This is a genomic window from Larsenimonas suaedae (assembly GCF_023712105.1).
GTDB classification, from domain to species: domain Bacteria; phylum Pseudomonadota; class Gammaproteobacteria; order Pseudomonadales; family Halomonadaceae; genus Larsenimonas; species Larsenimonas suaedae.
The window spans coordinates 412921-435863 of record NZ_JAMLJI010000003.1; the positions used below are offsets into that span (position 1 = coordinate 412921).

The following is a 22943-nucleotide window of genomic DNA, read 5'->3' on the forward strand; positions in this document are numbered from 1 at the left end:
CGCCTCATGACCTCGACAACGACCCCCTACCGCGGCGAGCACGACGATACGCCGCTGCCCGCCGGCGGCCCCAACCCACCAGCCGGGCCTGACAAGAACACCGGCGAGAGCCTCGGCCGCGAAGCCTGGCGCCGGCTCAAGCAGAACAAGGCCGCCATGGCGAGCCTTGTGATTCTCACGCTGATGGCGCTGGTCTGCTTCATCGGTCCGCATCTGCTGCCCTGGGCGCTCGATGAAGTCGACTGGAGCAACTTCCAGACCGCCCCCTCGCTTGAAAACGGCCACTATTTCGGCACCGACGCCAACGGCCGCGACATTCTGGTGCGCACCCTGTTCGGCGGCCAGGTTTCGCTGTCGGTGGCGCTGGTGGCCACCTTTGTCTCGCTGGTGATCGGCGTACTCTACGGGGCGGTGGCCGGTTACGTCGGCGGGCGCACCGACAACCTGATGATGCGCTTCGTCGACATCATGTACTCGCTGCCGTTCATGTTCCTGGTGATTCTTTTGATGGTGGTGTTCGGCCGCAATATCTTCTTGATCTACGCCGCCATTGGCGCGGTGGAATGGCTCGACATGGCGCGCATCGTGCGCGGCCAGACGCTCGCACTCAAGCGCCGCGAGTTCATCGAGGCCGCCCATGCGTTAGGCGTTGGCGGGCCGACCATCGTGCGGCGCCACCTGATCCCCAACACTCTCGGTCCGGTCATCATCTACGTCACCCTGACCGTGCCCAAGGTCATCCTGCTGGAAAGCTTTCTGTCGTTTCTGGGCCTTGGCGTGCAGGAGCCGCTTACCAGCTGGGGCGTGTTGATCAGCGAAGGCAAGGACATGATGGAAAGCGCGCCGTGGATGCTGATCGTGCCGTCACTCTTTCTGGCCGTGACGCTTTTTTGTCTCAACTTTCTCGGCGACGGGCTGCGCGACGCCCTCGACCCGAAAACCCGCTGATCGGAGGCCACCGTGTCTGCACTGCTTGAACTCGCTCACCTGAGCGTCACCTTCGATCTGCCCACCGGCCCGGTCACCGCGGTCAAGGACGTAAGCCTTGAGGTCAAGGCCGGCGAAACCGTCGCCCTGGTCGGCGAATCCGGCTCCGGCAAGTCGGTCACCTCCACCGCCATCATGCGCCTGCTGCCGGAACTTGCCTGCATCGAGGGCGAGATCCGCTTCGATGGCAAGACCCTGACAAAGCTCAAGGACCGCGACATTCGCGCACTGCGCGGCAACGACATCGGCATGGTGTTTCAGGAGCCGATGACCTCGCTCAACCCGATGCACCGCATCGAGCGCCAGATTCGTGAAGTGCTCGAAAAGCACACCAAGCTTCGCGGCGACAAGGCGCGGGCGCGGGTGCTTGAACTGTTGACCCAGGTCGGCATTCCCGAGCCCGAGCGGCGGATGAACAGCTACCCCCATGAGCTCTCCGGCGGCCAGCGCCAGCGCGTGGTGATCGCGATGGCGATCGCCTGCGAGCCGAAGCTCTTGATTGCCGATGAGCCGACCACCGCGCTCGACGTCACCGTACAGGCCCAGATCCTGGAACTGCTCGGTGAGCTTCAGGCGCGCTACGGCCTCGCGATCCTGTTCATCACCCACGATTTGAACTTGGTCCGCCACGTCGCCGACCGGGTCTGCGTGATGCAGCACGGCGATCTGGTCGAGCAGGGGCCGACCCGTGAGGTCTTCGCCAGTCCGAGCCACGACTACACCCGCATGCTGCTCGCCGCCGAGCCCGACGGCGTCAAGGCCCCGGTGGCAGACGCCGCCCCCGTCGTGCTCGATGCCCGCGACGTTCACGTGCGCTTCACCACCAAGCGCCATCTCTTTCGCCCGGATGAAACATTCGAGGCCGTACGCGGCATCGACCTTCGCGTTCGCCGCGGCCAGACCGTCGGCATCGTCGGCGAATCCGGCTCGGGCAAATCGACCCTTGGCCGGGCGCTGTTAAGACTCTTGCCAAGCACCGGGCAGATCGAATTCGACGAAATGGCGCTGCAGCCGCTCGATCAGAAAGCGCTGCGCCCGCTTAGAAAACGCTTTCAGGTGGTGTTTCAGGACCCGTTCGGCTCGCTGTCACCGCGGATGACGGTCGGCGAGATCATCAGCGAAGGGCTCAAGGTGCACTTTCCGGAGCTTTCCCGGCGCGAGCGCGAGGCCCGCGTGATCGAGGCGCTTAACGAGGTAAAGCTCGACCCGGCCATGCGGGCGCGCTACCCCCATGAATTTTCAGGCGGCCAGCGCCAGCGCATCGCCATCGCCCGTGCGCTGGTGCTGAAACCGGAATTTCTGCTGCTCGATGAGCCAACCTCGGCACTCGACCGCTCGGTGCAGGTGACGGTAGTGAACCTTCTGCGCGAGCTTCAAAAGAAACATGGGCTTACGTACGTGTTCATCAGCCACGATCTCTCGGTGGTGCGGGCGATGTCCGACACCGTGTTGGTGATGAAAGACGGCGCCGTCGTGGAACAGGGCCCGTCAGAAGCCATCTTCACCGCGCCCCGCGTCGACTACACCAAGAAATTGATCGAGGCGTCGTTCATCGACCGCGTCGCCTGAGATCGACCGATTCGGGCATTGGCCCGAGCCGACGGCCCTCACCGGTCGTCGGTCGCCCTTCGCGGCGCACACCGCGAAGGCTCTTTTGCACGACAGACAGTCGTGAAGCCGTTTAAACGACACACAACAAGGAACAGACGCATGACACGTCGCCCCCTCCTCTGGCCTGCCCTCGGGTTTCTGGCCGCCGCCGCCCTCGCCGGCTGCGCCCATGACGCGCCGCTTTTTGGCCCTGGCGGCTTCGATGACGCCAAGACCGATACCGCCAACGCCGAGCGCCGGGCCGAGTTCGACCGCCTCGACACCGATGGCAACGGCGTGATCGACCCGACCGAAGCGGCAAGCGACAGTGCCGATGAGGCGCTGCCGTTCAATCGGCTCGACACCAATCAGGATCGAAAGATCTCCCGTCAGGAGTTCATGGACGCCGAGCTCGACTGACCCCCACGTTTTCCCTAAAAAAAAGAAGTTGAAGGATATTCATGGTTTCTTCCAAGACGGTACGTATCGCCGGCCTCGGCCTTGCAACGTTTTTCATCGCCCAACAGGCACAGGCGTTCATCGCCTACGAAACCCCCAAGGATCGGCTCACGATCAGCGGGCGCATCGCAGGCGGCAGTACCTTCGTCAATAACGTCGATGACGATCACAATTTCACCAACGCAGGCTCGCGCGTTCGACTCATCCACGAGCACAATTTTGAGGGCGGCTGGTCATCGATTGCCCGCGCCGAATGGGGCTTCGATCCGTTTTTCGAACACGGCGACGACGACCACTACAAGCGCCTGCTCTACGCAGGGCTCAGCAACGACGAGTACGGCACGGTACTGATCGGCAAGCAGTACTCGGTCTGGTACGACCTGGTGGCGGTGTCGACCGACTGGTTCTGGTACAACGGCGCGACCGCCCAGGGCTCGTTTGCAGGACGCTCGGGCGATGGCGGCTTCGAGGGCACCGGCCGCGCCGACAACGCCATCTCCTACCGCAACACCTTCGGCGACTGGAGCGTCGGGGTGCTCTATCAGAGCGATGAGGATCACGCCCACGGCGAACGCACGCCCGTTTATGGTCAAATCGGCGGCCAGCGCGTGGTCACCGGGTTCAACTCCGCGACCAACGGCCTCGAGCGCGACTACACCGGTCAGGTGGCGGTGAACTACCAGGCCACCGACGACTGGTCCGTCGGTGCAACCTACTCCCACTCGGCGATCGATCAGTACCGAAACAGCGGCAAGCAGGCACAGAACGTCAACGCCTGGCTGCTCGGCACCCGCTGGACGCCGGGCAACTGGTACTTCGCCCTGACCGGGGGCACCTACCGCAACCTGATTCGCTCGAGCACGTTCTCAGGCGTGGATGAGGCTGACGGCATCATCGATGAAGCCCACGGCTATGAAGGCGCCGCGTTTTATAACCTCAAGGGCTACACGCCCGGCACCGTTCAGCTCTACAGCGGCTTCAACCGGCTGGAAGACGCAGGCTCCGACGCCCGCAGTGCGTTTTACCTCCTGGGTGCAGCGTGGCTGACCTTCAACGACAACCTGATTCTCGCGGTCGAACACACCTTCGATGACAGCAAGGACGCCGAAGGCGGCGACGACGCCGGTAACGACGCAACCGTTCTGTTCGCGCGCTACAACTTCTAAGCGCTTACGTCTAGGCGCTTACATATAGGCGCCACGCCCTGCCGTCGCGTGCCGAACCTCCCGCTCGGCGCGCGACGGCGCAGCGATTGACAGCGCCGCCCGCCCCGGAAAAGATGGCCTCTTCTTTGTTTCCACGAGGCGGCTCATGCCCTCCCTTCCTTTGCAGAAGGCTCGAGCACTGCTCGAGCAGTACCCCGACATCGAGACCGTCGATGTCCTCATCAGCGACCTCAACGGCGTGATGCGTGGCAAGCGCCTGCCCCGAGACGGCCTGCTCAAGGCCTGCACTCAGGGCATTCAGCTTCCCGCCTCGCTGTTTGCCCTCGACATCTGCGGCAACACCATCGAGGAAACCGGCCTTGGGCTTGATTCCGGCGACGGTGACCGCACCTGCTGGCCCCTGGCCGACACGTTCGCCCCGACGCCCTGGCGCCCGGGTCGGGCTCAGGTGCTTATGAGCATGTTCGAGCCCGACGGCACCGCGTTTTTTGCAGACCCGCGCCACGTGCTGGCGCAGACGCTTTCGCGGTTTAGCGAGCGCGGGCTTACGCCGGTGGTGGCGCTCGAGCTCGAGTTCTATCTGGTCGAGCGCCGGCGTGACGCCCGTGGGCGCATTCATCCGCCCTGCGCCCCAAGCACCGGCGAACGCGCCGTACAGAGTCAGCTCTACGCCATGAACGAGCTCGATGAGTACGCAGGTGTGCTTGAAGACATTCAGGCCGCGGCCCGCGCCCAGGGGCTGCCGCTCGACAGCGCATTGAAGGAATGCGCGCCGGGCCAGTTCGAGATCAACCTGATTCACTCGAGCGACGCTCTCGCCGCCGCCGACAGCGCGGTACTGCTCAAGCGCCTGATTCGCGGCGTCGCCGAGCAACACGACCTTGAGGCCACCTTCATGGCCAAGCCCTTCGGCGATGAAGCCGGAAGCGGCGCTCACGTGCACATAAGCCTTGAAGACGCCCACGGCACCAACCTCTTCGCCGCCGATAACGGCGCGCCCACCGGAAGCGACACACTCGGCCACGCCATCGGCGGGCTGCTCGAGCTGATGCCTGCGTCAATGGCAGTGCTCGCCCCCAACCTGAATTCGTTTCGCCGGTTTCAGCCCGGGCTTTATGTCCCAATGGCGCCGTCGTGGGGGGTGGACAATCGCTCGGTGGCGATCCGGATCCCGTCAGGCCCCGACCACGCCCGTCGGCTCGAACACCGCGTGGCAGGCGCCGACGCCAACCCCTACCTGCTGCTTGCAACGCTTCTGGCATCGATTCTTTACGGGCTTGATCACCGGGCGGCGCCCGGCGCACCCATTGCCGGCAACGCCTATACCCAGCTCGCACCCAGTCTCACCAACAGCTGGCGCGAGGCCCTGAGCCTGTTCGAACACAGCGACGCCCTGAAAGCGGCACTTGGGGAGGCGTTTCATTTTGTCTACTGCGCCAATCGGCGCGCCGAGCGCGAGCAGGCGATGGCTCGGGTCAGTACGCTTGAGTACGACTGGTATCTACGCCACGTGTAGGGAATGCATGGGATAGGGCCACGCTACCAGCCGAGCCGGTCGCGCAGCTGGTAGTACCAGGCGCCCAGCGCGCTCAGCGGCACGCTGAACGTACGCCCGCCTGGCAGCCGACGGTGCGCAATGCCTGCAAAGGCATCGAAGCGGCTGCCATCGCCGGCAAGCGCCTCGGCCACCAGACATCCGGCCAGGTGGGAACAGGTCACGCCGTGACCGGAATAGCCCTGCGCGTAATAAACGCTCGCCTCCACTCGGCCGAACTGGGGCAATCGGTTGAGCGTCAGCAGGAAATTGCCGCTCCAGGCGTAGTCGATCCGAACGTCCGAGAGCTCCGGAAAGGTGGTCAAAAGCTTGGGGCGAATCGCGCCTTCGATGCTGTCCGGATCCTGACCGCCGTAACTCACGCCCCCACCGTAGAGCAGGCGTTGATCCGCCGTCAGCCGGTAGTAGTCCAGCAGGTAGTTGCAGTCTTCCACCGCGCGGTCGGTCGGAAGCAGTGCCCGGGCCTGCGCGTCGGTGAGCGGCTCGGTGGTAATGATCTGCGTGCTGGCGGGCATCGAACGGCGCTCCATGTCGGGCAGTAACCCGCTCATGTAGGCGTTGCCGGCCAGCACCACCTTGCTCGCCCGCACCTCGCCGCGCTCGGTACGCACGCACGCGGGCTCGCCCGGCGTGACCGAGATGACCGGTGAGCCCTCAAAGACGCGCCCGCCCTGGGCTTCGAACGCCCGCACCTGCCCGAGCAGCAGATTGAGCGGGTGCAGGTGCCCGCCGGAATGATCGATCAGCACGCCGGTGTAGCGCTTGCTGCCCACCTCACGCCGGTAGGCATCACGGCCCAGAAGCTCGAGCTCTGAGTGGCCATAGCGCGCCCAAAGTGCCCGATGGTCCTTGAGGCCCTGCCACTGGCGCTCGGTGCAGGCGGCGAACAGATTGCCCTCTTTCAAATCGCAGTCGATGGCGTAGCGCGTGATGCGCTCACGAATGATGCGGTTGCCCTCGAACGCCATGCTCCCGAGCGCCCGCGCGGTCTCAGCGCCGTAACGGGCCTCGATCACGTCCATGTCCCGGCTGTAGCTGTTGACGATCTGGCCGCCATTGCGCCCGGAGGCCCCGAACCCGAGCTGCTCGGCCTCGAGCAGTACCACATCGAACCCGCGCTCGATGAGATGCAGCGCCGTGGACACGCCCGTGAACCCGCCTCCGACCACACACACATCGCAGTCAAGCGCGCCCTCGAGCGGCGCATGTTGTGAGGCATCACTCGCGGTGGCGGCGTAGTAGGACAGAGGGAGGCGAGATGCGCTCATGGCAGGCTCCGGTAAAGACGCACGATAAGTGACCGCGCGTGAGATCGAACTACGCGCGAACTGGAAACACCCAGGGGGGCCGAGCATATCAAGTCCGCCCGCCTTGTACATTGCCACGGCTCCAGCCACGCCGGCGATGCTACACTGGGTTCGCCGTTTTCTAATTCAAGCGAGGTCACGATGTCTGGCAGGTTCTCATTACGCGCCGTGTGTGCAGGCGTTGCACTGACGTGCACCGCCTCAATGGGCTGGGCCGCCGAGCCCCCCGCCTCATCCACATCCACCAGACCCTCAGCCCCATCCACCGAAGGGCAGTGGTCACTCGGCGACCTCTACGCCTCGCCCGAGGCCTGGCAGGCGCAGTTCAAGCGCACCGCCAGGGACGTCGATGCCCTCTCGCGTTTTAAAGGCCAGCTTACCGAGTCGCCCGAAAAGCTCGCCAGAGCGCTTGACGCCATCGGCGAGGTGGAAAAGACCACGGCGCGCCTGGCGGTCTTTGCAAGCCTCACCGCCGATGAAAACCTCAGTGACAACCGCGCTCAGGAACGCCAGAACCGCATAACGCAGCTCGGGGCGCGACTCGACAGCGTGACCGGCTTCGTGACCCCGGCGCTTGCCGAGATGCCGCCCGAAACGCTGGCCGATTGGGCGACTCGCCCGGTGCTTGCCGACTACCGCTATCGCCTGACCCGCATCAGCGAGCAGGCACCGCACATTCTCGGCGCCGAAACCGAGTCCGCGCTGGCGGCGCTGGCGCCCGTAACCTCCTCGGAAGAAAGCTACTCGCTGCTGTCAAACGCTGATATTCCCTGGCCCGAAATCACCGTCAACGGTGACCTCCGCCGCCTTGACAGCGCCGGCTACGCTGCGCTCAGAAAAAGCGACGACCGTGCGGTACGAAAGCAGGTCTTCGATACGTTCTGGGCCACATGGCAGACCTACGCGACCACCTTCGGGGCGCTCTTGAACAAGGAAGTGACCGCGCACGTCACCAGCGCGCGCCTGCACCACTACGACAGCGCCCTCGACGCCGCGCTCTCGAGCAATGACATCCCGGTCGGGGTCTACGATCAACTGGTGGCCTCGGCCAACGCGCACCTGGATAGCCTCCATCGCTATCTAAAGCTCAGGCAGCGCCTGCTTGGCGTCGAGACACTGCGCTACTACGACATCTATCCGCCGCTGATTGCCCGTGCCCCGGAGTTCGATCTGAATCAGGCCAAGGCGCTGACGCGTGAGGCCACCCAACCGCTTGGGCAGGCGTATCAGGGGCTGTTAAAAGAGGCCACCGACGCCGACTGGACCAGCGCCTACCCGGCCAGGGGCAAACGCTCGGGGGCCTACATGAACGGCGCGGCCTACGATGTGCACCCGTATGTCCTGATGAATTTCAACGGCCACTACAGCGACGTCTCGACCTACGCGCATGAGTGGGGCCATGGCGTGCATTCGATGCTCACAAGCAGCCACCAGCCCTGGGCGAGCGCCGATTATCCAATTTTCACCGCCGAAGTGGCGTCCACCGTCAACGAGTTTTTGCTGATCGATCACATGATCGCCTCGGCCGACACGCCAAGCCTCAAGCTCTACTACCTCGGTCAGGCGCTCGAATCGCTTCGCGCGACGTTTTTCCGCCAGACCCAGTTCGCCGAGTTCGAACGCGCCATTCACCAAAGCGTCGAGCACGGCGACTCACTCTCGGGCGAGCGGCTGAACCGCATGTACGGCGCACTGCTTGAAAAATACTACGGCGTCGATAAGGGCGTGATGCAGATCGACCCGGCCTACCACGTTGAATGGGCCTACGTGCCGCACTTCTATTACAACTTCTACGTCTATCAGTACGCGACCTCCATCACTGCCGCCTACGCGATCGCCCGCGAGCTCGAGGCCGGAAACCTCGACGCGCGCACGGCCTACCTCAACATGCTAAAGCGTGGCGGCAGTGACAGCGGCTACCGGTTGATCAAGGCAACCGGCGTGGATCTGGCAACGCCTGCGCCCTACGACGCCCTGATGGGCTACATGAACGACCTGATCGATCAGGCCAATGCGCTTTTGGACAAGCACCCGGAACTGGGCGCGCAGTAATTGACGCAAAACGCCCGGCAGGTGCCGGGCGTTGGGTCGTGTCTTGATGTAGCACGTGGTGGGCGAAGGGCTTGAACGCCCCCCTTAGAAGCGCCAGGTCACCTGCGCACCGAAGCCATGGCCATCGCTGTCGTAGCCGGCGTCATAGGTGCCGCGCTGCGGGTTGCTCTGGCTGACGCTCACGCTCTCTTCGTTGAAGTAGCTGTAGGAAACATCGAAGGTCAGCGTATCGGTGGGCTGCCAGCCGGCGCCGAGTGAGTAGATCCAGCGGTCGCCGGTCGGGACACGCACCGTGCGGGTGGCGCCATCCATCGGCGACTCGTCATAGGCAACGCCTGCACGCACTACCCAGGCCGGGTCGAGCTGATAGCTTGCACCGACGGCGTACATCCAGGTGTCGTCCCAGTTTTCAGGCTCCTGAATGTCGTTCACCCGCGGATTGCTGTTTTCGACGTAGAGCTCATCGAAGCGGCTCCAGTGCGTCCAGGTGGCGCTTGCCATGACCGTCCAGCGCGGGTCGAGCTTCTGCGTCAGCGAGAGCTCAACCGATTCCGGCAGGGTGATGTCGAGCTTGGCATCGCTTCGCGCCGACACCACGTTGAAGGTCGCGCTGTCGAGCGTGTTGTTGTAGGTGGTGTGGCCTTCCAGGCTGTAATCGACCTTCGAGCGGTAGGCGAGACCGAGCGTCGTGGCCTTGGTCGGCTGATACATCAGACCGATGTTATAGCCCCAGGCCTGATCATCGCCCTCAACCTTGACGTCGCCTTCATTGGTCGGGTCGAGCGGATTGGCCGTGGCCGCGCCCAGCTTGCCGTCGATCCAGTTGTAGGTCACGCCGAGGCCGAGCGACCACTGATCGTTGAACCTGTAGGAAAGCGTGGGCTGCGCCGTGACCACTTCGACGCGACTGTAGTCACCGAAGTAGCGGCCCTGGAAGTCGTCGCTGTAATCGGTGATCAGGCCGAACGGCACATAGACCCCGAACCCAAAGGTCCAGCGCTTGTCGAGCGGCACCACGACGTAGCCGAACGGGATCGCCTCGCCCGGAATCATGTCGCCGTCGCTCTCGCCGGAGACCGGAAGGCCAGTCAGCGGCTGACCCGAGTCTCGGGTGGTGATGTCGCTTGAGAGGTTCAAGTAGACCGTACCGACGGTCAGTTGTGCCTGGTCAAGAAACGACATGCCGGCTGGGTTGTTGAACACGGTAGCCGCGTTGGTCGGTGTCGAGGCCCGGCCGGCGAAGCTGGTGCCCTGGGTCACCACGTCCTGCTCGTTGAGCTGAAAACCGCCTGCCCAGACCGGCCAGCATGCCCCGAGTCCGATCAGTCCTGCGCTTAGGTGTAGCGTCTTCTTTTTCATGGTCATGTCCCTTGCTCACGCGGCGCTTGCCATTCAAACGGGCGTTTACCGCAATCTCTTATGTTTTGGAAGAACCTGACCTTCCGGTCAATCCCGACCTTGGCCGCACGACCAAGGTCGGCCGACATTCATATCGATGCGCAGCGCTTGACCTTTGTGTTACCCAAAGGTTTTAAACTGCAGGCCTATTCGACACGAGGTCGGCGCGATGAAAAAAGTCAGCGAAGTGGCAAAAGCCGCCGGTGTCACGGCCGAAACCGTGCGCCACTATACCCGAGAGGGCTTAATTAGTTCGACTAGAAACCCGAATAATGGCTACCAACTTTATGATGATGAGGCGCTAAGACGCCTGCGCTTCATTCAGCAGGCCCGCACGCTCGGCTTCAGCCTGAAAGACATTCACGACATTCTGGCCCATACCGAACACGGCGATTCGCCCTGCCCGTTGGTGCGTGATCTTTTAAAGGAACGGCTGCCACAGGTGCGCGAGGAAATACGAGCGCTGGAGCAGCTTGCCAAGCGTATGGAAGACGCATTGGAGAGCTGGTCAAGCATGCCGAACGCCGCCCCGAACGGCCACACGCTCTGTCAGTTGATCGAGCACTGGGAAGCGCCCGCTGACGAACCGACGCCCGACGCGCCATCCACGCAGGGAGACAGGCAATGACCTTCGAATCCACCCCGCACCAGATGCAGTTCGAGCTTGAGGGCCTTTCCTGCCAGGGCTGCGTCAAGACGCTCCGGCGCGGCCTCGAGGCCATGGACAATCAGGCAACGATCACGCTCGATACTCGCCACCTTGTCATCGGGTCCACCAAGCCCCGAGAAGTCATCGAGCGCACCGTGGCGGACGCTGGATTCACCGCGCGCCCGGCCACACGCACACGCCAGGTCGCGACCATGAACTGCCAGGGCTGCGTCTCGAAAATGCGTCGCGCGGTCCAGGCCCTCGATCCCGAGGCTGCCATCAAGGGCGAGCCGGCTCAAAAACGGCTTACGATCACCTCCGTTGCGCCTGACACCGACATCGACCGCGTACTTACAGAGGCCGGCCACCCACCGGCCGCTGAGCCCTTGGACGCAGAGCCTGTCGAACCGGGAAATGCCCCCACGGCCGCCCGCGAGCCTATCGACACGACGCCTGTCGTCGAAAACCAGGGGGCGCAGACGCTGGAACTGGCCCTGACCGGCATCACCTGCGCCGGCTGTGTGGCCACCATCCAGAACGCTCTGGACCGCGCCGACGGCGTGGACCACGCGACGGTCAACTTCGCCAGCCGCAGCGCCCAGGTTTCGACCCGGCTGTCGCCCGAGGCGCTTGTGCGCGTTATCGAGGACGCCGGCTATGGCGCGAGCGTGGCCGAAAGCGCCGACGCACTCGACGCCGCGCAAAGCGACAACGCCACCAAAGAATTTCGGCACAAGGTGCGAGACAGCGCGCTCGCCCTGGTGCCGGGCGCGCTGCTCATGGGGCTGATGTTCGTGCACATGCCGGCGTTTTCCGGCGCCGAGCGTCTTGGGTGGCTCGGTGTGGGCCTTTTGGTGCTCGCGCTCATGGCCACCGCCGGGCGCGGCTTTTTTACCGCAGCGTTCAAGGCCGTACGCCACCATCAGGCCAACATGGATCTGCTGGTGGCACTTGGCAGCGCTTCGGCCTGGGGCTACTCGATGGCCGTGGTCGCTCGGCCCGAACTCTTTCCCGACAGTGCCCGCCACCTCTACTTCGAGGCGCCGCTGATGATCATCGGGCTGATCAGCGCCGGGCAGGCGCTGGAGGTGCGCTCACGCGGCAAGACCTCTCAGGCCCTGCGGGCGCTTCTGGACCTTCGGCCATCGACCGCGCGCCGAATCGGCCCCAACGGAGACGAGAATGTTGAGATTGAGCGCATCGCGGTCGGCGACCGGCTGCGGGTACGCCCGGGCGAGCGCGTGCCGGTCGATGGCGTGATCGAGGAAGGGCAAAGTCGGCTTGATGAGTCGATGTTGACCGGCGAGCCGGTGCCGGTGTCCAAGCGCGTCGGCGATACCCTCACCAGTGGCACCCTCAATGATCAGGGTACGTTGATCTACCGCGCCACTCAGGTCGGGCGTGACACGACGCTTTCACGCATCATCGGTCAGGTGCGCGACGCCCAGAACTCCCGGCCGCCGATCAGTCGGCTCGCCGACCGGGTCGCCGCCGTGTTCGTGCCCGCGGTCATGATTGCAGCGGTACTCGCCGCTCTTGTCTGGTACAACCTCGGCCCCGAGCCGCAGGTGATGCACATGCTGATTGTCGCCACCTCGGTGCTGATCATCGCCTGCCCCTGCGCACTCGGGCTTGCCACGCCGATTTCGACCATGATCGGGGTCGGCCGCGGCGCGACCATGGGGGTGCTGATTCGAGACGGCGACGCCCTTCAAAGCGCCAGCCGGCTGGATACGCTGGTCGTCGACAAGACCGGGACACTGACCCAGGGCAAGCCCTCGGTCATCGATCACTGGCGTGCGAACGAAGGCGACAGTACCGCGGCGGTAGTCAAGGCGCTCGAAGCTCGCTCGGAGCATCCGCTTGCGCGTGCGCTCTCGGCGTTCGAGCCGGTTCAGGCGGCCTGCGATACCGAGATGGTCGATATCACCTCGGTCACATCTCGCGGTATGGCCGGACACGACGCGGCCGGCCGGCACTGGCGCATCGGCAACCGGGCGTTCATGGGGGAACACGGGGTCGCCCTGACCGACGGCGAGCCAGTCCTCGAACGCTGGCGAGCGCAGGCCCCTACGGTTGTGTACGTTGCCTGCGATGAGCGCCTCACCGCGCTCTATGCCATCGCCGACCCGATTCGCTCGGACGCGGTGGACGCCGTGGCACGGCTGAAAGCGCGTGGTCTCATGCTTGTGATGCTGACCGGGGACAACCGAGCCACCGCCGAAGCCGTCGCCCGCGCGCTCGACATCGATGAGGTTCGAGCCGAATGCCGCCCGGAGGACAAGCTCGAGGCCATAAAAGCCTACCAGCGCCAGGGCAAGCGCGTCGGCATGGTCGGTGACGGCATCAACGACGCACCGGCGCTCGCTCAGGCCGACGTCGGCTTTGCCATCGGTACCGGTACCGACGTTGCGCTCAAATCGGCCGGCATGGCGCTGATGCGCGATAGCCTTCATGGGGTCGCCGACGCCATCGCGCTGAGCCGGGCAACGCTTACCAACATCAAGCAGAATCTGTGGGGTGCGTTCGGCTACAACACGCTCGGTATCCCGATCGCCGCCGGTGCGCTCTATCCGCTGACCCACACGCTGCTGTCACCAATGGTCGCGGCGCTTGCCATGTCACTGTCCTCAGTGACCGTGGTCAGTAACGCCAACCGGTTGCGACGCGTTAGCTTGAACCAGGAGACACGCTCATGACATTTTTCGTCAACGCCTGCGGGCTACTTCTGATTACCGCGATCATCGGCTGGTTCTGGGGCCCCTCGCTTACGCGCCGCGGAAAGAAACCGTAGTGACGACCTAGGGCTTGAGGCGGGTCGACGAGGCGCGCTTTCGTTTTCTGAGGTGGCGCTTGCCACAGACGTGCGGGCGGCACCAGCGCCGCCCATGCCCGTGATCGATGAAAAACCAGCTGCAGCCATCACACTGCCGTACTTGATCAAGCGCGTGAGTTCGAAGAAACGCCTCGATTTCGAGGGCAATGGCGTCTTCCCACCGCGACGGCGACATCGAGGCGACACGCCACTCCATGCACTTACCTGATTCCATGCACTTACCTGATTCCATGTACTCGCCTGATTCCATGCACTCACCTGACTGGCCCAGGTGCGCCCGTCCAAGTGCCTGACTCAAGCGCGCATTGAGCGCATCCCCCAAACGCACCTGGGGCGTGCCATTCACGTGCGCCTGCACGTGCTCGTAAAAAAGCTGCTGGAGCGTCAGGATGTCATGCAGTATCCGCGCATGACGGTCGGCGCTTTCACCGGTTTCAAACAGTTCTCGCCATGCACGGCTGAGCACGCCTGATGCCTCGAACCAGGCCATGAGCGCCGGCCAGTCTCTCAAGCGATTGTGCCGGCGACTGCGGCCGGGATCGTCCACCGTATTCAGAAAATCAAGCGCCGGATGCCCGGCAATGACATCGCGTTGGGGCCAGAGCACTTTCGTTGAACGGGACATGACGCCTCCTTGACGATATCAACAGAGTATCCCCTGGTCGGCGAAGAAACCATGACAGTCACCGCGCCACGCCCATCGTGCGCATATGTGCACAGCCCGCCGGACCGATCATGCCCCGGCCCTTGAGCGCCCTCATGCGCACGCCCCTCTGCTAGTCTGAAATCACGCTCAGCAACAAGGAGACCGACATGACATCGACCGCGCCCCCGCTCGGCCACGTGCTTGAAAGCGTGCTCTACACCGAGAACATGGCTCGCGCGCAGCAGTTTTTCGAAACCGTGATGGGTCTCGAGTCGTTTCGACGCGATGAGCGCTTCACCAGCTACCCCACCGGCAACACCATGCTGCTGCTTTTTCAGAAGGGGCAGACCGGTGACACCGTCGTACTGCCCGAGGGCATGGGCACCATCCCGCCGCACGATGGCAGTGGACGCACCCATTTGGCCTTTGCCATCGAGGCAGAGAGCCTGCCGGCCTGGGAAACCCATCTCACGGCGCACCGTGTCGAGATTGAAGGGCGGACCCACTGGCCCGGTGGAAGCGACAGCATCTATTTCCGTGACCCCGACGGGCACTTACTGGAGCTGGCAACACCAGGGCTCTGGCCCAATTACTGAGCCGCCTGGAAATCAGATTCAGCTTTCGCCGCGGTAACGCTCAGGGCGGTGGTTGATCATCACGATGGCGTTCAAGGCAACCGCCCCGACCACCGAGAGCGCGACCTTTTCAGGCGGCAGTACAAAAAGCGCCGCGACCATCAGGGCGATGTCGATGGCAAGCTGGATGTGACCTGCGCGGGCGATGTGGCGATCCTGAAGATAGAGGGCGAGGATATTGATGCCGCCGAGGCTGCCCCGGTGGCGAAAGAGCGCGAGAATGCCGAGCCCGATCAACGAGCCTCCCACCAGCGCCGCGTACAGCGGCTGAACGTGGGTTGGGCCCAGCCAGTGCGGCATTGCCATCGAGAACAGCGACAGCAGCGCAATGGCGGTAAAGGTCTTGAGGGTGAAGGCAACCCCCATCCGCACGAAGGCCAGCCAGTAGAACGGAATGTTGACGAGGAAGAAGATCGGGCCGAAGTTCCAGCCGGTCACGTAGCTGACTAAAAGCGCAAGGCCTGCAGTGGAGCCGATCAGAAGCTCGGCATCGCTGTAGAACTGGATGCCGAGGGCGGTAAGACTGACGCCGATCAAAATTGCCAGCGCGTCCTCCCAGGGTCGATGGTGAAGTACCGAGTGCATCATGATGATGTCCTTTATTGTTGTGCCACATGGGTGGTGGTTATCCGGGCTTCGCTTGTGGCGCGGCCCCACAACAAACCTACTCAGCCTCTTACGCCCTGTCGAGCGCTGTTACCGCCTCCATATGCTCGACCATCAGCTGGATCGATTCCCGCCCTCGAAAGCGGTTACGGTTGAGCTTGAACGCCACACGCACCCGATCGTCGACCGCCACCGGCAGCGCATCGCCCGGGTCGACCGCCCGGAATCGAATTGCCTTGATCAAGGCCCCGCCGGCCTCCAGCGTCAGCATCAAATGGTTGCCCTCACTGCCGACCAGCCGGGCCTGATCCACTCGAAATTCGCCTTCAAACACCGGGGCATCGAATTCACGCCCGAACGGCGCCAGATGCGCAAGCTCATCAAGCGTTGCCAGGCTCATCTGCGCCGGGGCCAGTTCGCCGTCGCATAGAATGCGGGGGTACAGCGGCCGGGTACCGAGCTGTTCATCCACCGCCTGAACGATCGCGCGCGTGAACGCCGCCACCGCATCGATGGGCAGCCCCACCCCGGCCGCGCCGCTGTGACCGCCGAATCGCGGCAGCGCCTCGGGCGCAAGCTCGAACGCACGCTGAAGCGCGTCGCGAAGGTGCACACCGTCCACCGAGCGGCCAGAGCCGGTGAGCATGCCGGGGTCGGCGGCCGGCGTCAGCACAAAGGCCGGCCGACCGTAGGCCTGCACCAGGCGCGAAGCCACAATCCCCTGCACCCCGGCGTGGCCCTCTTCAAGGAAGACCACCAGCACCCGCGCCTCATCCCGAATCGCCGGCTGCACCCGAGCCCGCGCGGTCTCGACCATGGTCTGCTCGATTGTCTTGCGGGCCTGGTTGTCCTGGTCGAGCAGCGTCAGGTACTCGCGGGCAACGTCGTCGCGCTCGGCCAGCATGAAATGAAGCGCCGCGTAGGGGTCATCGAGGCGGGAGCGCGCATTGATGCGCGGGCCCATCTGAAACGCCAGCGTCTCGGCATCGAACGGCGTGCTGTCCGGCCCCAGCCGCTCGGCCATCACGCGCCAGCACGGCGCGTCCATCCGATTGATCAGAGAAAGTCCGAGGGTGACCACGGCGCGGTTGATTGCGCTGTCACCGAGCGAGACGCAGTCGGCCACGGTCCCTAGCGCCACGTAGGACAACCACGGCGACAGCTTGGGCGACTCGGCCTCGAGCTGTCCCCGCTTGATCAGCACCGAACGGGTCAGCGACATCACCAGCCACGACACCATGCAGCCGGCAATGGTGGTGTCGGGGTAGTCGCAGTCCGCGCGCGAGGGATTGACCACCGAGTGGGCCGAGCGCGGCGGGCCGTCGACGGGCAGTGCGTGGTGATCGGTCACCACCACGTCGATGCCGGCCGCTGCAAGCTGGGCAAGCCGCGCCTCATCGGACGAGCCGCAATCGGCGCTGATGATGAGACTTGGACGTGGCGTCAGCGCCAGCGTCTTGTCCACCAGCGGTTGGGAAATGCCGTAGCCGTCCTGAATGCGGTGGCCGATCAGGCTGTGAAGACGCGCCCGCGGCACACCGAAGAGCTCATTGAGCGTTCGAAGGATCACCACGTGGGAGGTGATGCCATCAACGTCGTAATCGGTCAGGATACCGATGTGCTCACCGGCCTCGACCGCCTGGGCAATGCGGGCCGCCGCCCGCGGCGCATCGATCAGCCGCTCGGGATGGGCGATGTGTCGAAGGCTCGGATTGACCAGCGCCTCGACCGGTGCCCTGGGCGTATCAAGCCTGCCGGCAAGAATCCGGGACTGAAGCTCGGACAGCCCAAACGCCTGCGCCTCGCGATACACGGACTCATTCAAAACGCGCCGGGTGATGCGCGGCGTCACGCTGGAGGAAGTCGGGGTCATTGGGTACCTGGATCGAACGCGGGCGTTTCACCCTCGCTTGCCGCGAGAGTGAAACGGGTGACTCGTGGTTAGCGCCTGAACGCGCTCAGCGGCGATGCTCGGCCACGAAGCGCTGGACGGCCTCGAGCTCGGCCGGCAGCACCTCATAGCGCTCATCGCGCTCGAGAAGATCCGCCATCGATGGCGGCAGGGGCGCGCCTTCGAAACCGGCCTTGACCACGGCGTCCTCGAACTTGGCCGGGTGGGCCGTGGCAAGCGTGACCATCGGGGTGGTCTGATCCCAGCGCTTGGCTTCGGCGGCATAGAAGCCGGTGGCGGTGTGCGGGTCAAGCAGTTCGCCGGTACGCTCGAACGCGTCTCGAATCACATCGATGATGCCTTCATCTGAAAGCGTTGCGCTGTCAAAGCGCTCACGAAGGCGAGACAGCGGCGCGTCGGCAAGCGCTGCCGGCTCCTGCTGGAACCGCTCGAGCAGCGCACGCACTTGCGCGCCATCACGGTTGTAGGCGTCAAACAGCAGCCGTTCGAAGTTGGACGACACGACGATGTCCATCGAGGGCGCAAGCGTTGCCAGAAGCGCCTTCTTGGAGAAGTCGTTGTCGGCAAGCGTGCGGTGCAGGATATCGTTGGCGTTGGTCGCGATCACAAACTGCTTGACCGGCAGGCCCATCTGGCTTGCGGTGAACCCGGCGTAGAGGTTACCGAAGTTGGCAGACGGCACGGTGAAGCTGACCTCACGGTGCGGCGCGCCGAGATTGACGGCGGCGTACACGTAATAAACGATCTGGGCCATGATCCGCGCCCAGTTGATCGAGTTGACCGCGATCAGGCGGGTGCCGTTCAGGAAGTCCTGGTCGGCAAAGCTGCCCTTGACGATTGCCTGGGCGTCATCGAAGTTGCCCTCGATGGCGATGTTGAAGACGTTGTCAGACAGCACCGTGGTCATCTGGCGCCGCTGCACTTCAGAGACCCGCTGATGCGGATGCAGGATGAAGATGTCCAGATGATCGCTGTGCCGGCAGCCTTCGATCGCGGCCGAGCCGGTATCGCCGGACGTCGCCCCCATGATGACGCCCTTCTCGCCCCGCTTTTCAAGAAAATGGTTCAGAAGCCGGCCAAGCAGCTGCAGGGCGACGTCCTTGAACGCAAGCGTCGGGCCGTGGAACAGCTCGAGCAGGTAGTGGTTCGGGCCAAGCTGAACGCTTGGGACCACGGCGTCGTGCTTGAAGGTCGCGTAGCTTTCATCGATCAGCCGGCGAAACGTGGCGTCGTCGATGCTGTCACCGACGAAGGGTTTCATGACCCGAAACGCCACTTCACTGTAGGGACGACCTGCCATGTCAGAAAGCTCGTCGGCACTGAACTGCGGCAGGGTTTCCGGCACGTACAGGCCGCCATCGCTTGCAAGGCCTGTTAGCAGCACTTCCTCGAAATCGAGAGCGGGGGCTGTTCCCCGCGTACTGATATAACGCATCGTTGATCTCACGGTTACCGCGCCGAGCCGGCGCGGGCATCATCAGGCGTTGTCGTCGAGGTTTTCCACACGAATGCGCGTAACACTTCCGGCCACGTCGGCCAGCGCTTCGAGCTGGCGGATCGCCTCGTTCATGCTGGATTCGCGGGTGCGGTGCGTCATCATGATGATCGGCACCAGTTCGCCCTCGGTCGCTTCCTTCTGGATCAGCGCTTCGATGCTGATGCCCTGTTCGGAGAGGATCGAGGCGACCCGGGCCAATACGCCGGGGCGGTCGACGGCCTGAAGGCGCAGGTAGTAGGCGGTGACGATGTTTTCCATCGGCAGTACCTGCGGAGCCGCTTCGCCCTGCTCGTTGATGCCGCTGAAGGCCAGATACGGTGTGCGGTACTTGTGTTCGGTGGCCATGTCACGCGCCACGTCCAGAAGGTCCGCGACGACTGCAGAAGCCGTCGGTTCGGCACCGGCACCGGCGCCGTAATAGAGCGTGGGACCTACGGCATCACCCATGATCTCGATGGCGTTCTTGACGCCATGCACATTGGCAAGCAGGCGCTGCTTGGGCAGAAGCGTCGGATGCACGCGAAGCTCGATGCCCTCTTCGGTGCGGCACGAGATGCCCAGGTGCTTGATGGTGTAGCCAAGGTTGTCGGCCTGTTCGATGTCTTCGCTGGTGATCTGCGAGATGCCTTCGGTGTAGGCCTTCTCGAACTGAAGCGGCACGCCGTAGGCGATGGACGCAAGAATCGTCAGCTTGTGCGCGGCGTCGATGCCCTCGACATCAAAGGTCGGGTCGGCTTCGGCGTAGCCGAGCGCCTGCGCTTCGGCCAGAACGTCGTCGAAATCGCGGCCGTCTTCACTCATGTGCGTCAGGATGAAGTTGCCGGTGCCGTTGATGATGCCAGCAAGCCACTGGATCTTGTTGCCACCAAGGCCTTCACGCAGAGACTTGATGACCGGAATCCCTCCGGCGACCGCAGCCTCGAACGCAACGATCACGCCCTTTTCGGCCGCAGCCTGAAAGATTTCGTTGCCGTGAACGGCGATCAGCGCCTTGTTGGCGGTCACGACGTGCTTGCCATTATCGATGGCTTCAAGCACCAGTTGACGGGCAACGTCGTAGCCGCCAATCAGTTCGACCACCACGTCGATCTCGGGATTGCGCGCAACCTCGAACACATCGCGGGTAATATTGATCCCGGTCAGGTCGCAATCGGGGTTGTCACGACGCGCGCCAACCTGTTCGACCACGATCGGCCGTCCGGCACGGCGCGCGATTTCATCGGCATTGCGCATGAGCACATTGAATGTGCCACTGCCTACCGTGCCTAGACCACAGATTCCTACCTTGACCGGTTCCAACGTTGTCATCGTTTTGCTACCCAACCGTGTGTCCAAAAAGGATCGAATCGATCCGCGTCTCTAAATCTAAATAAGGGTCGACCAGTGTAACGTCAAAGCCGCCGGCAATGAATGCCGCGCGCGCGATGAGTTACGAGTTATCGATCATGTCGATCAATCGCTCGGCCGGCAGATACCCGGCAATCAGCTCACCGTTTGGCAGCATGATCGCAGGCGTCCCCTGCACGCCAACCTGCTGGCCGAGCCGATACTGCTGGGCCACCTTGCTGGTGCAGCCGCTCTTGCCACGCTTGCCGTCGCCGTTCATGGCAGCCGTCATCGCCTCGGTCTTGTTGGCCGAGCACCAGACGTTTGCCAGTTCCTCGGCGCCTTTCGAGTTCATCCCTGCCCGCGGGAAGGCAAGATAGCGCACCTCGATCCCGGCCTTGTTGAGCATCGGCACATCCTCGTGCAGCTTGTGACAGTAAGGGCATGTGGTGTCGGTAAACACCGTGATCACGTGCTTGACCTTACCGGCGGGCTTGAACACCACCATGTTCTTTTCATCGACGTTGTCGATCATCGCCTGACGGGCATTGGCCTGTTTCTGTTTGGTCAGATTGACCAGGCCCTTGTCGGTGTTCTTGTACAGATCGCCCACCAGCAGATAATGACCCTGATCGTCGGTATAAAAGGTTTCACCCGAGGTCAGCTGGACCTCGTTGATGCCCGGCAGGGGTGAGCTCGCAACCGACTGGACCGGCATTTTCTTGCCGTTGACGACCAGCTTGTCGGCAAGGTCTGTCGTGTCCGCCATCGCCTGATGAGCCGTCAGTGCCAGTAAGCCGCCAAGCATCAGGCGGCCGATGTAGGTGCGTGAGATCATGTCAACCTCTTGGATGATGAGTGGCGTGCAGGGCTTCCAGACGCGCCTGCGCGACGTGGGTGTAGATCTGGGTCGTAGAGAGGTCACTGTGCCCTAAAAGTTCCTGAACGACACGCAAATGTGCCCCGTGATTGAGAAGGTGGGTGGCAAAGGCGTGTCTAAGCGTATGCGGCGACAGGGGTTTGCGAATGCCGGCCGTGAGTGCGTGGCGCTTGATGCGGTGCCAGAAGGTCTGGCGGGTCATGAAGTTATCACCGCGGCCCGGAAAGAGCGGGTCGCGCGTGATCACCGACATCAGTGCCGGCCGACCCACCCGAAGATAGAGGGTCAACCAGTCGATGGCGGCTTCGCCCATGGGCACCAGCCGCTCCTTGTCGCCCTTGCCGTGCACCCGCACCACCCCTTGTCGCAGGTTAAGATCGTTGACCCGAAGACCCACAAGCTCACTGACTCGAAGACCACAGGCGTACAGAAGCTCGAGCATCGCTCGATCCCTGAGCCCGAGCGGCTCGTCGGTATCGGGCGCCTCGAGCAGCGCGTCAACGTCGGCCTCATCCAGCGTATCCGGAAGATCGGGCCGCACCTTCGGCATCGCGACCCGACCGACCGGATCATGATCGATGATCGCTTCTCGAAGCCCCCAGCGATAGAACCTGCGAAGACTCGACAGTAGCCGAGCGTTGGAGCGCTCGCTGTAGCCGTGTGCCAGGCGCTCGCTGAAAAAACGCTCAACGTTGTCTTGGCGTGCCTCGAGCAGCAACGCCTGCTGCTGCTCGAGAAAGCGCAGCCAGTGCCTCAAATCGGTGCGGTAGGCCGAAAGCGTATGGGCGCTTGCGCCCCGTTCGAGCCAGAGCGCGTCGAGAAAGGTGTCGATCAACGGATCATGCTCGGCCATTGCCACTCCTTGCGCGTGCGCTTCAAAAGATGCGATGAGCGCATAAAAAAAGCCCCGCGGCAATCATGCCAGCGGGGCCTTGCTGTCGGCCAGTGTTCAAACCGGCCTCGCGTAATGACGCGATTAAGACAGCTTTTCCTTGATGCGTGCGGACTTACCGCTGCGCTCACGGAGATAGTACAGTTTGGCCTGACGAACGTCACCGCGACGCTTGACGGAGATGCTGTCAACGACCGGGCTGTACGTCTGGAAGGTACGCTCGACGCCAACGCCGTGAGAGATCTTGCGCACGGTGAATGCAGAGTTCAGGCCACGGTTACGCTTACCGATCACCACGCCTTCGAACGCCTGAAGACGCTCGCGGCTGCCTTCGACAACCTTGACTTGTACCACAACGGTGTCACCCGGGCCGAACGCAGGAACGTCTTTGTTCATCTGCTCGTTTTCGATTGCCTGGATCACCTTGTTCTTGCTGCTCATGACTTGCTCCTAAACTGTTCTTTGATGCCCACCGATTAATGCACGGCAGGCGTTGATCCCGGCGCTCGAAAACGCGGGAGTCACCTTGTGGATGACACATCCTGTCGG

19 protein-coding genes are annotated in these 22943 nt (G+C 63.3%); 9 read left to right on the plus strand and 10 right to left on the minus strand.

The genetic code is table 11. From position 1 onward, the window contains the following. The first annotated feature begins 6 nt into the window (after window positions 1-6). The 5 genes from NAT49_RS11465 (at window position 7) to NAT49_RS11485 (ending at window position 5718) form a co-directional block, all read left to right on the plus strand. Window positions 7-948, plus strand: coding sequence for an ABC transporter permease (locus NAT49_RS11465; protein ID WP_251594283.1), 942 nt, complete (start codon window positions 7-9; stop codon window positions 946-948). Window positions 949-960: 12 nt separating this feature from the next. Continuing rightward, window positions 961-2556, plus strand: coding sequence for an ABC transporter ATP-binding protein (locus tag NAT49_RS11470; RefSeq protein ID WP_251594285.1), 1596 nt, complete (start codon window positions 961-963; stop codon window positions 2554-2556). A 141-nt stretch (window positions 2557-2697) separates the two neighbouring features. Beyond that, the gene (locus NAT49_RS11475) at window positions 2698-2997 is read left to right on the plus strand and encodes an EF-hand domain-containing protein (RefSeq protein ID WP_251594287.1); all 300 of its coding nucleotides are present in this window, start codon (window positions 2698-2700) and stop codon (window positions 2995-2997) included. Window positions 2998-3038: 41 nt separating this feature from the next. Further along, the gene (locus NAT49_RS11480) at window positions 3039-4202 is read left to right on the plus strand and encodes a porin (RefSeq protein ID WP_251594288.1); all 1164 of its coding nucleotides are present in this window, start codon (window positions 3039-3041) and stop codon (window positions 4200-4202) included. A 145-nt stretch (window positions 4203-4347) separates the two neighbouring features. Further along, window positions 4348-5718 carry a glutamine synthetase family protein gene (locus NAT49_RS11485; RefSeq protein WP_251594290.1) on the plus strand — a complete coding sequence of 457 codons (1371 nt, stop codon included), beginning with the start codon at window positions 4348-4350 and terminating at the stop codon, window positions 5716-5718. A 23-nt stretch (window positions 5719-5741) separates the two neighbouring features. On the opposite strand, the gene NAT49_RS11490 is transcribed toward NAT49_RS11485, so the two are convergent. Further along, the gene (locus tag NAT49_RS11490; RefSeq protein ID WP_251594292.1) at window positions 5742-7025 is read right to left on the minus strand and encodes an NAD(P)/FAD-dependent oxidoreductase; all 1284 of its coding nucleotides are present in this window, start codon (window positions 7023-7025) and stop codon (window positions 5742-5744) included. 180 nt (window positions 7026-7205) lie between these two features. Here NAT49_RS11490 and pepF point away from each other — a divergent pair, with 180 nt between their 5' ends. Further along, window positions 7206-9116 carry an oligoendopeptidase F gene (pepF, locus tag NAT49_RS11495; RefSeq protein WP_251594294.1) on the plus strand — a complete coding sequence of 637 codons (1911 nt, stop codon included), beginning with the start codon at window positions 7206-7208 and terminating at the stop codon, window positions 9114-9116. Window positions 9117-9200: 84 nt separating this feature from the next. Here the strand turns inward: pepF and NAT49_RS11500 are convergent, their stop codons facing one another. After that, window positions 9201-10475, minus strand: coding sequence for an OmpP1/FadL family transporter (locus tag NAT49_RS11500; RefSeq protein WP_251594296.1), 1275 nt, complete (start codon window positions 10473-10475; stop codon window positions 9201-9203). Window positions 10476-10683: 208 nt separating this feature from the next. On the opposite strand from NAT49_RS11500, the gene NAT49_RS11505 reads away from it, so the two are divergent. Next, entirely contained in the window at window positions 10684-11142 is a 459-nt protein-coding gene (locus NAT49_RS11505) for a MerR family transcriptional regulator (protein WP_251594298.1), read from the plus strand. Beyond that, a complete protein-coding gene (locus tag NAT49_RS11510) occupies window positions 11139-13862 on the plus strand; it encodes a heavy metal translocating P-type ATPase (RefSeq protein ID WP_251594300.1) in 2724 nt (907 codons plus the stop codon). Before NAT49_RS11505 ends, NAT49_RS11510 begins: the two co-directional genes overlap by 4 nt. A 102-nt stretch (window positions 13863-13964) precedes the next feature. Here NAT49_RS11510 and NAT49_RS11515 read toward each other — a convergent pair whose 3' ends face one another. Further along, on the minus strand, window positions 13965-14624 hold the full coding sequence (locus tag NAT49_RS11515) for a CGNR zinc finger domain-containing protein (protein ID WP_251594302.1): 660 nt from the start codon (window positions 14622-14624) through the stop codon (window positions 13965-13967). A 188-nt stretch (window positions 14625-14812) separates the two neighbouring features. On the opposite strand from NAT49_RS11515, the gene NAT49_RS11520 reads away from it, so the two are divergent. Continuing rightward, window positions 14813-15241, plus strand: coding sequence for a VOC family protein (locus NAT49_RS11520; RefSeq protein ID WP_251594304.1), 429 nt, complete (start codon window positions 14813-14815; stop codon window positions 15239-15241). An 18-nt stretch (window positions 15242-15259) separates the two neighbouring features. Here the strand turns inward: NAT49_RS11520 and NAT49_RS11525 are convergent, their stop codons facing one another. The 7 genes from NAT49_RS11525 to rplS all read right to left on the minus strand — a co-directional run bounded on the left by NAT49_RS11525 (window position 15260) and on the right by rplS (window position 22835). Then, window positions 15260-15868, minus strand: coding sequence for a YitT family protein (locus NAT49_RS11525; protein WP_251594306.1), 609 nt, complete (start codon window positions 15866-15868; stop codon window positions 15260-15262). 88 nt (window positions 15869-15956) lie between these two features. After that, window positions 15957-17759 (minus strand): single-stranded-DNA-specific exonuclease RecJ, encoded by a 1803-nt coding sequence (gene recJ, locus NAT49_RS11530; protein ID WP_251594307.1) that lies wholly within the window; start codon window positions 17757-17759, stop codon window positions 15957-15959. Between the two features lie 85 nt (window positions 17760-17844). Further along, complete coding sequence (gene thrC / locus NAT49_RS11535; RefSeq protein WP_251594309.1) at window positions 17845-19233, minus strand: threonine synthase; 1389 nt, start codon at window positions 19231-19233, stop codon at window positions 17845-17847. A 42-nt stretch (window positions 19234-19275) separates the two neighbouring features. After that, the gene (locus tag NAT49_RS11540; RefSeq protein WP_251594407.1) at window positions 19276-20595 is read right to left on the minus strand and encodes a homoserine dehydrogenase; all 1320 of its coding nucleotides are present in this window, start codon (window positions 20593-20595) and stop codon (window positions 19276-19278) included. A gap of 130 nt (window positions 20596-20725) precedes the next feature. Continuing rightward, window positions 20726-21460: a thioredoxin fold domain-containing protein gene (locus NAT49_RS11545; protein WP_251594311.1), complete on the minus strand. Its 735-nt coding sequence runs from the start codon at window positions 21458-21460 to the stop codon at window positions 20726-20728. A gap of 1 nt (window position 21461) precedes the next feature. Beyond that, on the minus strand, window positions 21462-22355 hold the full coding sequence (gene xerD, locus NAT49_RS11550) for a site-specific tyrosine recombinase XerD (RefSeq protein ID WP_251594312.1): 894 nt from the start codon (window positions 22353-22355) through the stop codon (window positions 21462-21464). A 123-nt stretch (window positions 22356-22478) separates the two neighbouring features. Further along, window positions 22479-22835 carry a 50S ribosomal protein L19 gene (gene rplS, locus NAT49_RS11555; protein WP_251594314.1) on the minus strand — a complete coding sequence of 119 codons (357 nt, stop codon included), beginning with the start codon at window positions 22833-22835 and terminating at the stop codon, window positions 22479-22481. Window positions 22836-22943: the final 108 nt, after the last annotated feature.

Excerpts from the sequence above, each read along its gene's own strand:
- rplS (WP_251594314.1), bottom strand. The coding sequence starts at position 22,835 with ATGAGCAGCAAGAACAAGGTGATCCAGGCAATCGAAAACGAGCAGATG.
- NAT49_RS11500 (WP_251594296.1), bottom strand. The coding sequence starts at position 10,475 with ATGAAAAAGAAGACGCTACACCTAAGCGCAGGACTGATCGGACTCGGG.
- NAT49_RS11510 (WP_251594300.1), top strand. The coding sequence starts at position 11,139 with ATGACCTTCGAATCCACCCCGCACCAGATGCAGTTCGAGCTTGAGGGC.
- NAT49_RS11505 (WP_251594298.1), top strand. The coding sequence starts at position 10,684 with ATGAAAAAAGTCAGCGAAGTGGCAAAAGCCGCCGGTGTCACGGCCGAA.
- NAT49_RS11520 (WP_251594304.1), top strand. The coding sequence starts at position 14,813 with ATGACATCGACCGCGCCCCCGCTCGGCCACGTGCTTGAAAGCGTGCTC.
- xerD (WP_251594312.1), bottom strand. The coding sequence starts at position 22,355 with ATGGCCGAGCATGATCCGTTGATCGACACCTTTCTCGACGCGCTCTGG.
- NAT49_RS11485 (WP_251594290.1), top strand. The coding sequence starts at position 4,348 with ATGCCCTCCCTTCCTTTGCAGAAGGCTCGAGCACTGCTCGAGCAGTAC.
- NAT49_RS11465 (WP_251594283.1), top strand. The coding sequence starts at position 7 with ATGACCTCGACAACGACCCCCTACCGCGGCGAGCACGACGATACGCCG.
- NAT49_RS11490 (WP_251594292.1), bottom strand. The coding sequence starts at position 7,025 with ATGAGCGCATCTCGCCTCCCTCTGTCCTACTACGCCGCCACCGCGAGT.
- pepF (WP_251594294.1), top strand. The coding sequence starts at position 7,206 with ATGTCTGGCAGGTTCTCATTACGCGCCGTGTGTGCAGGCGTTGCACTG.
- NAT49_RS11475 (WP_251594287.1), top strand. The coding sequence starts at position 2,698 with ATGACACGTCGCCCCCTCCTCTGGCCTGCCCTCGGGTTTCTGGCCGCC.
- NAT49_RS11545 (WP_251594311.1), bottom strand. The coding sequence starts at position 21,460 with ATGATCTCACGCACCTACATCGGCCGCCTGATGCTTGGCGGCTTACTG.
- NAT49_RS11525 (WP_251594306.1), bottom strand. The coding sequence starts at position 15,868 with ATGATGCACTCGGTACTTCACCATCGACCCTGGGAGGACGCGCTGGCA.
- recJ (WP_251594307.1), bottom strand. The coding sequence starts at position 17,759 with ATGACCCCGACTTCCTCCAGCGTGACGCCGCGCATCACCCGGCGCGTT.
- thrC (WP_251594309.1), bottom strand. The coding sequence starts at position 19,233 with ATGCGTTATATCAGTACGCGGGGAACAGCCCCCGCTCTCGATTTCGAG.
- NAT49_RS11515 (WP_251594302.1), bottom strand. The coding sequence starts at position 14,624 with ATGTCCCGTTCAACGAAAGTGCTCTGGCCCCAACGCGATGTCATTGCC.
- NAT49_RS11480 (WP_251594288.1), top strand. The coding sequence starts at position 3,039 with ATGGTTTCTTCCAAGACGGTACGTATCGCCGGCCTCGGCCTTGCAACG.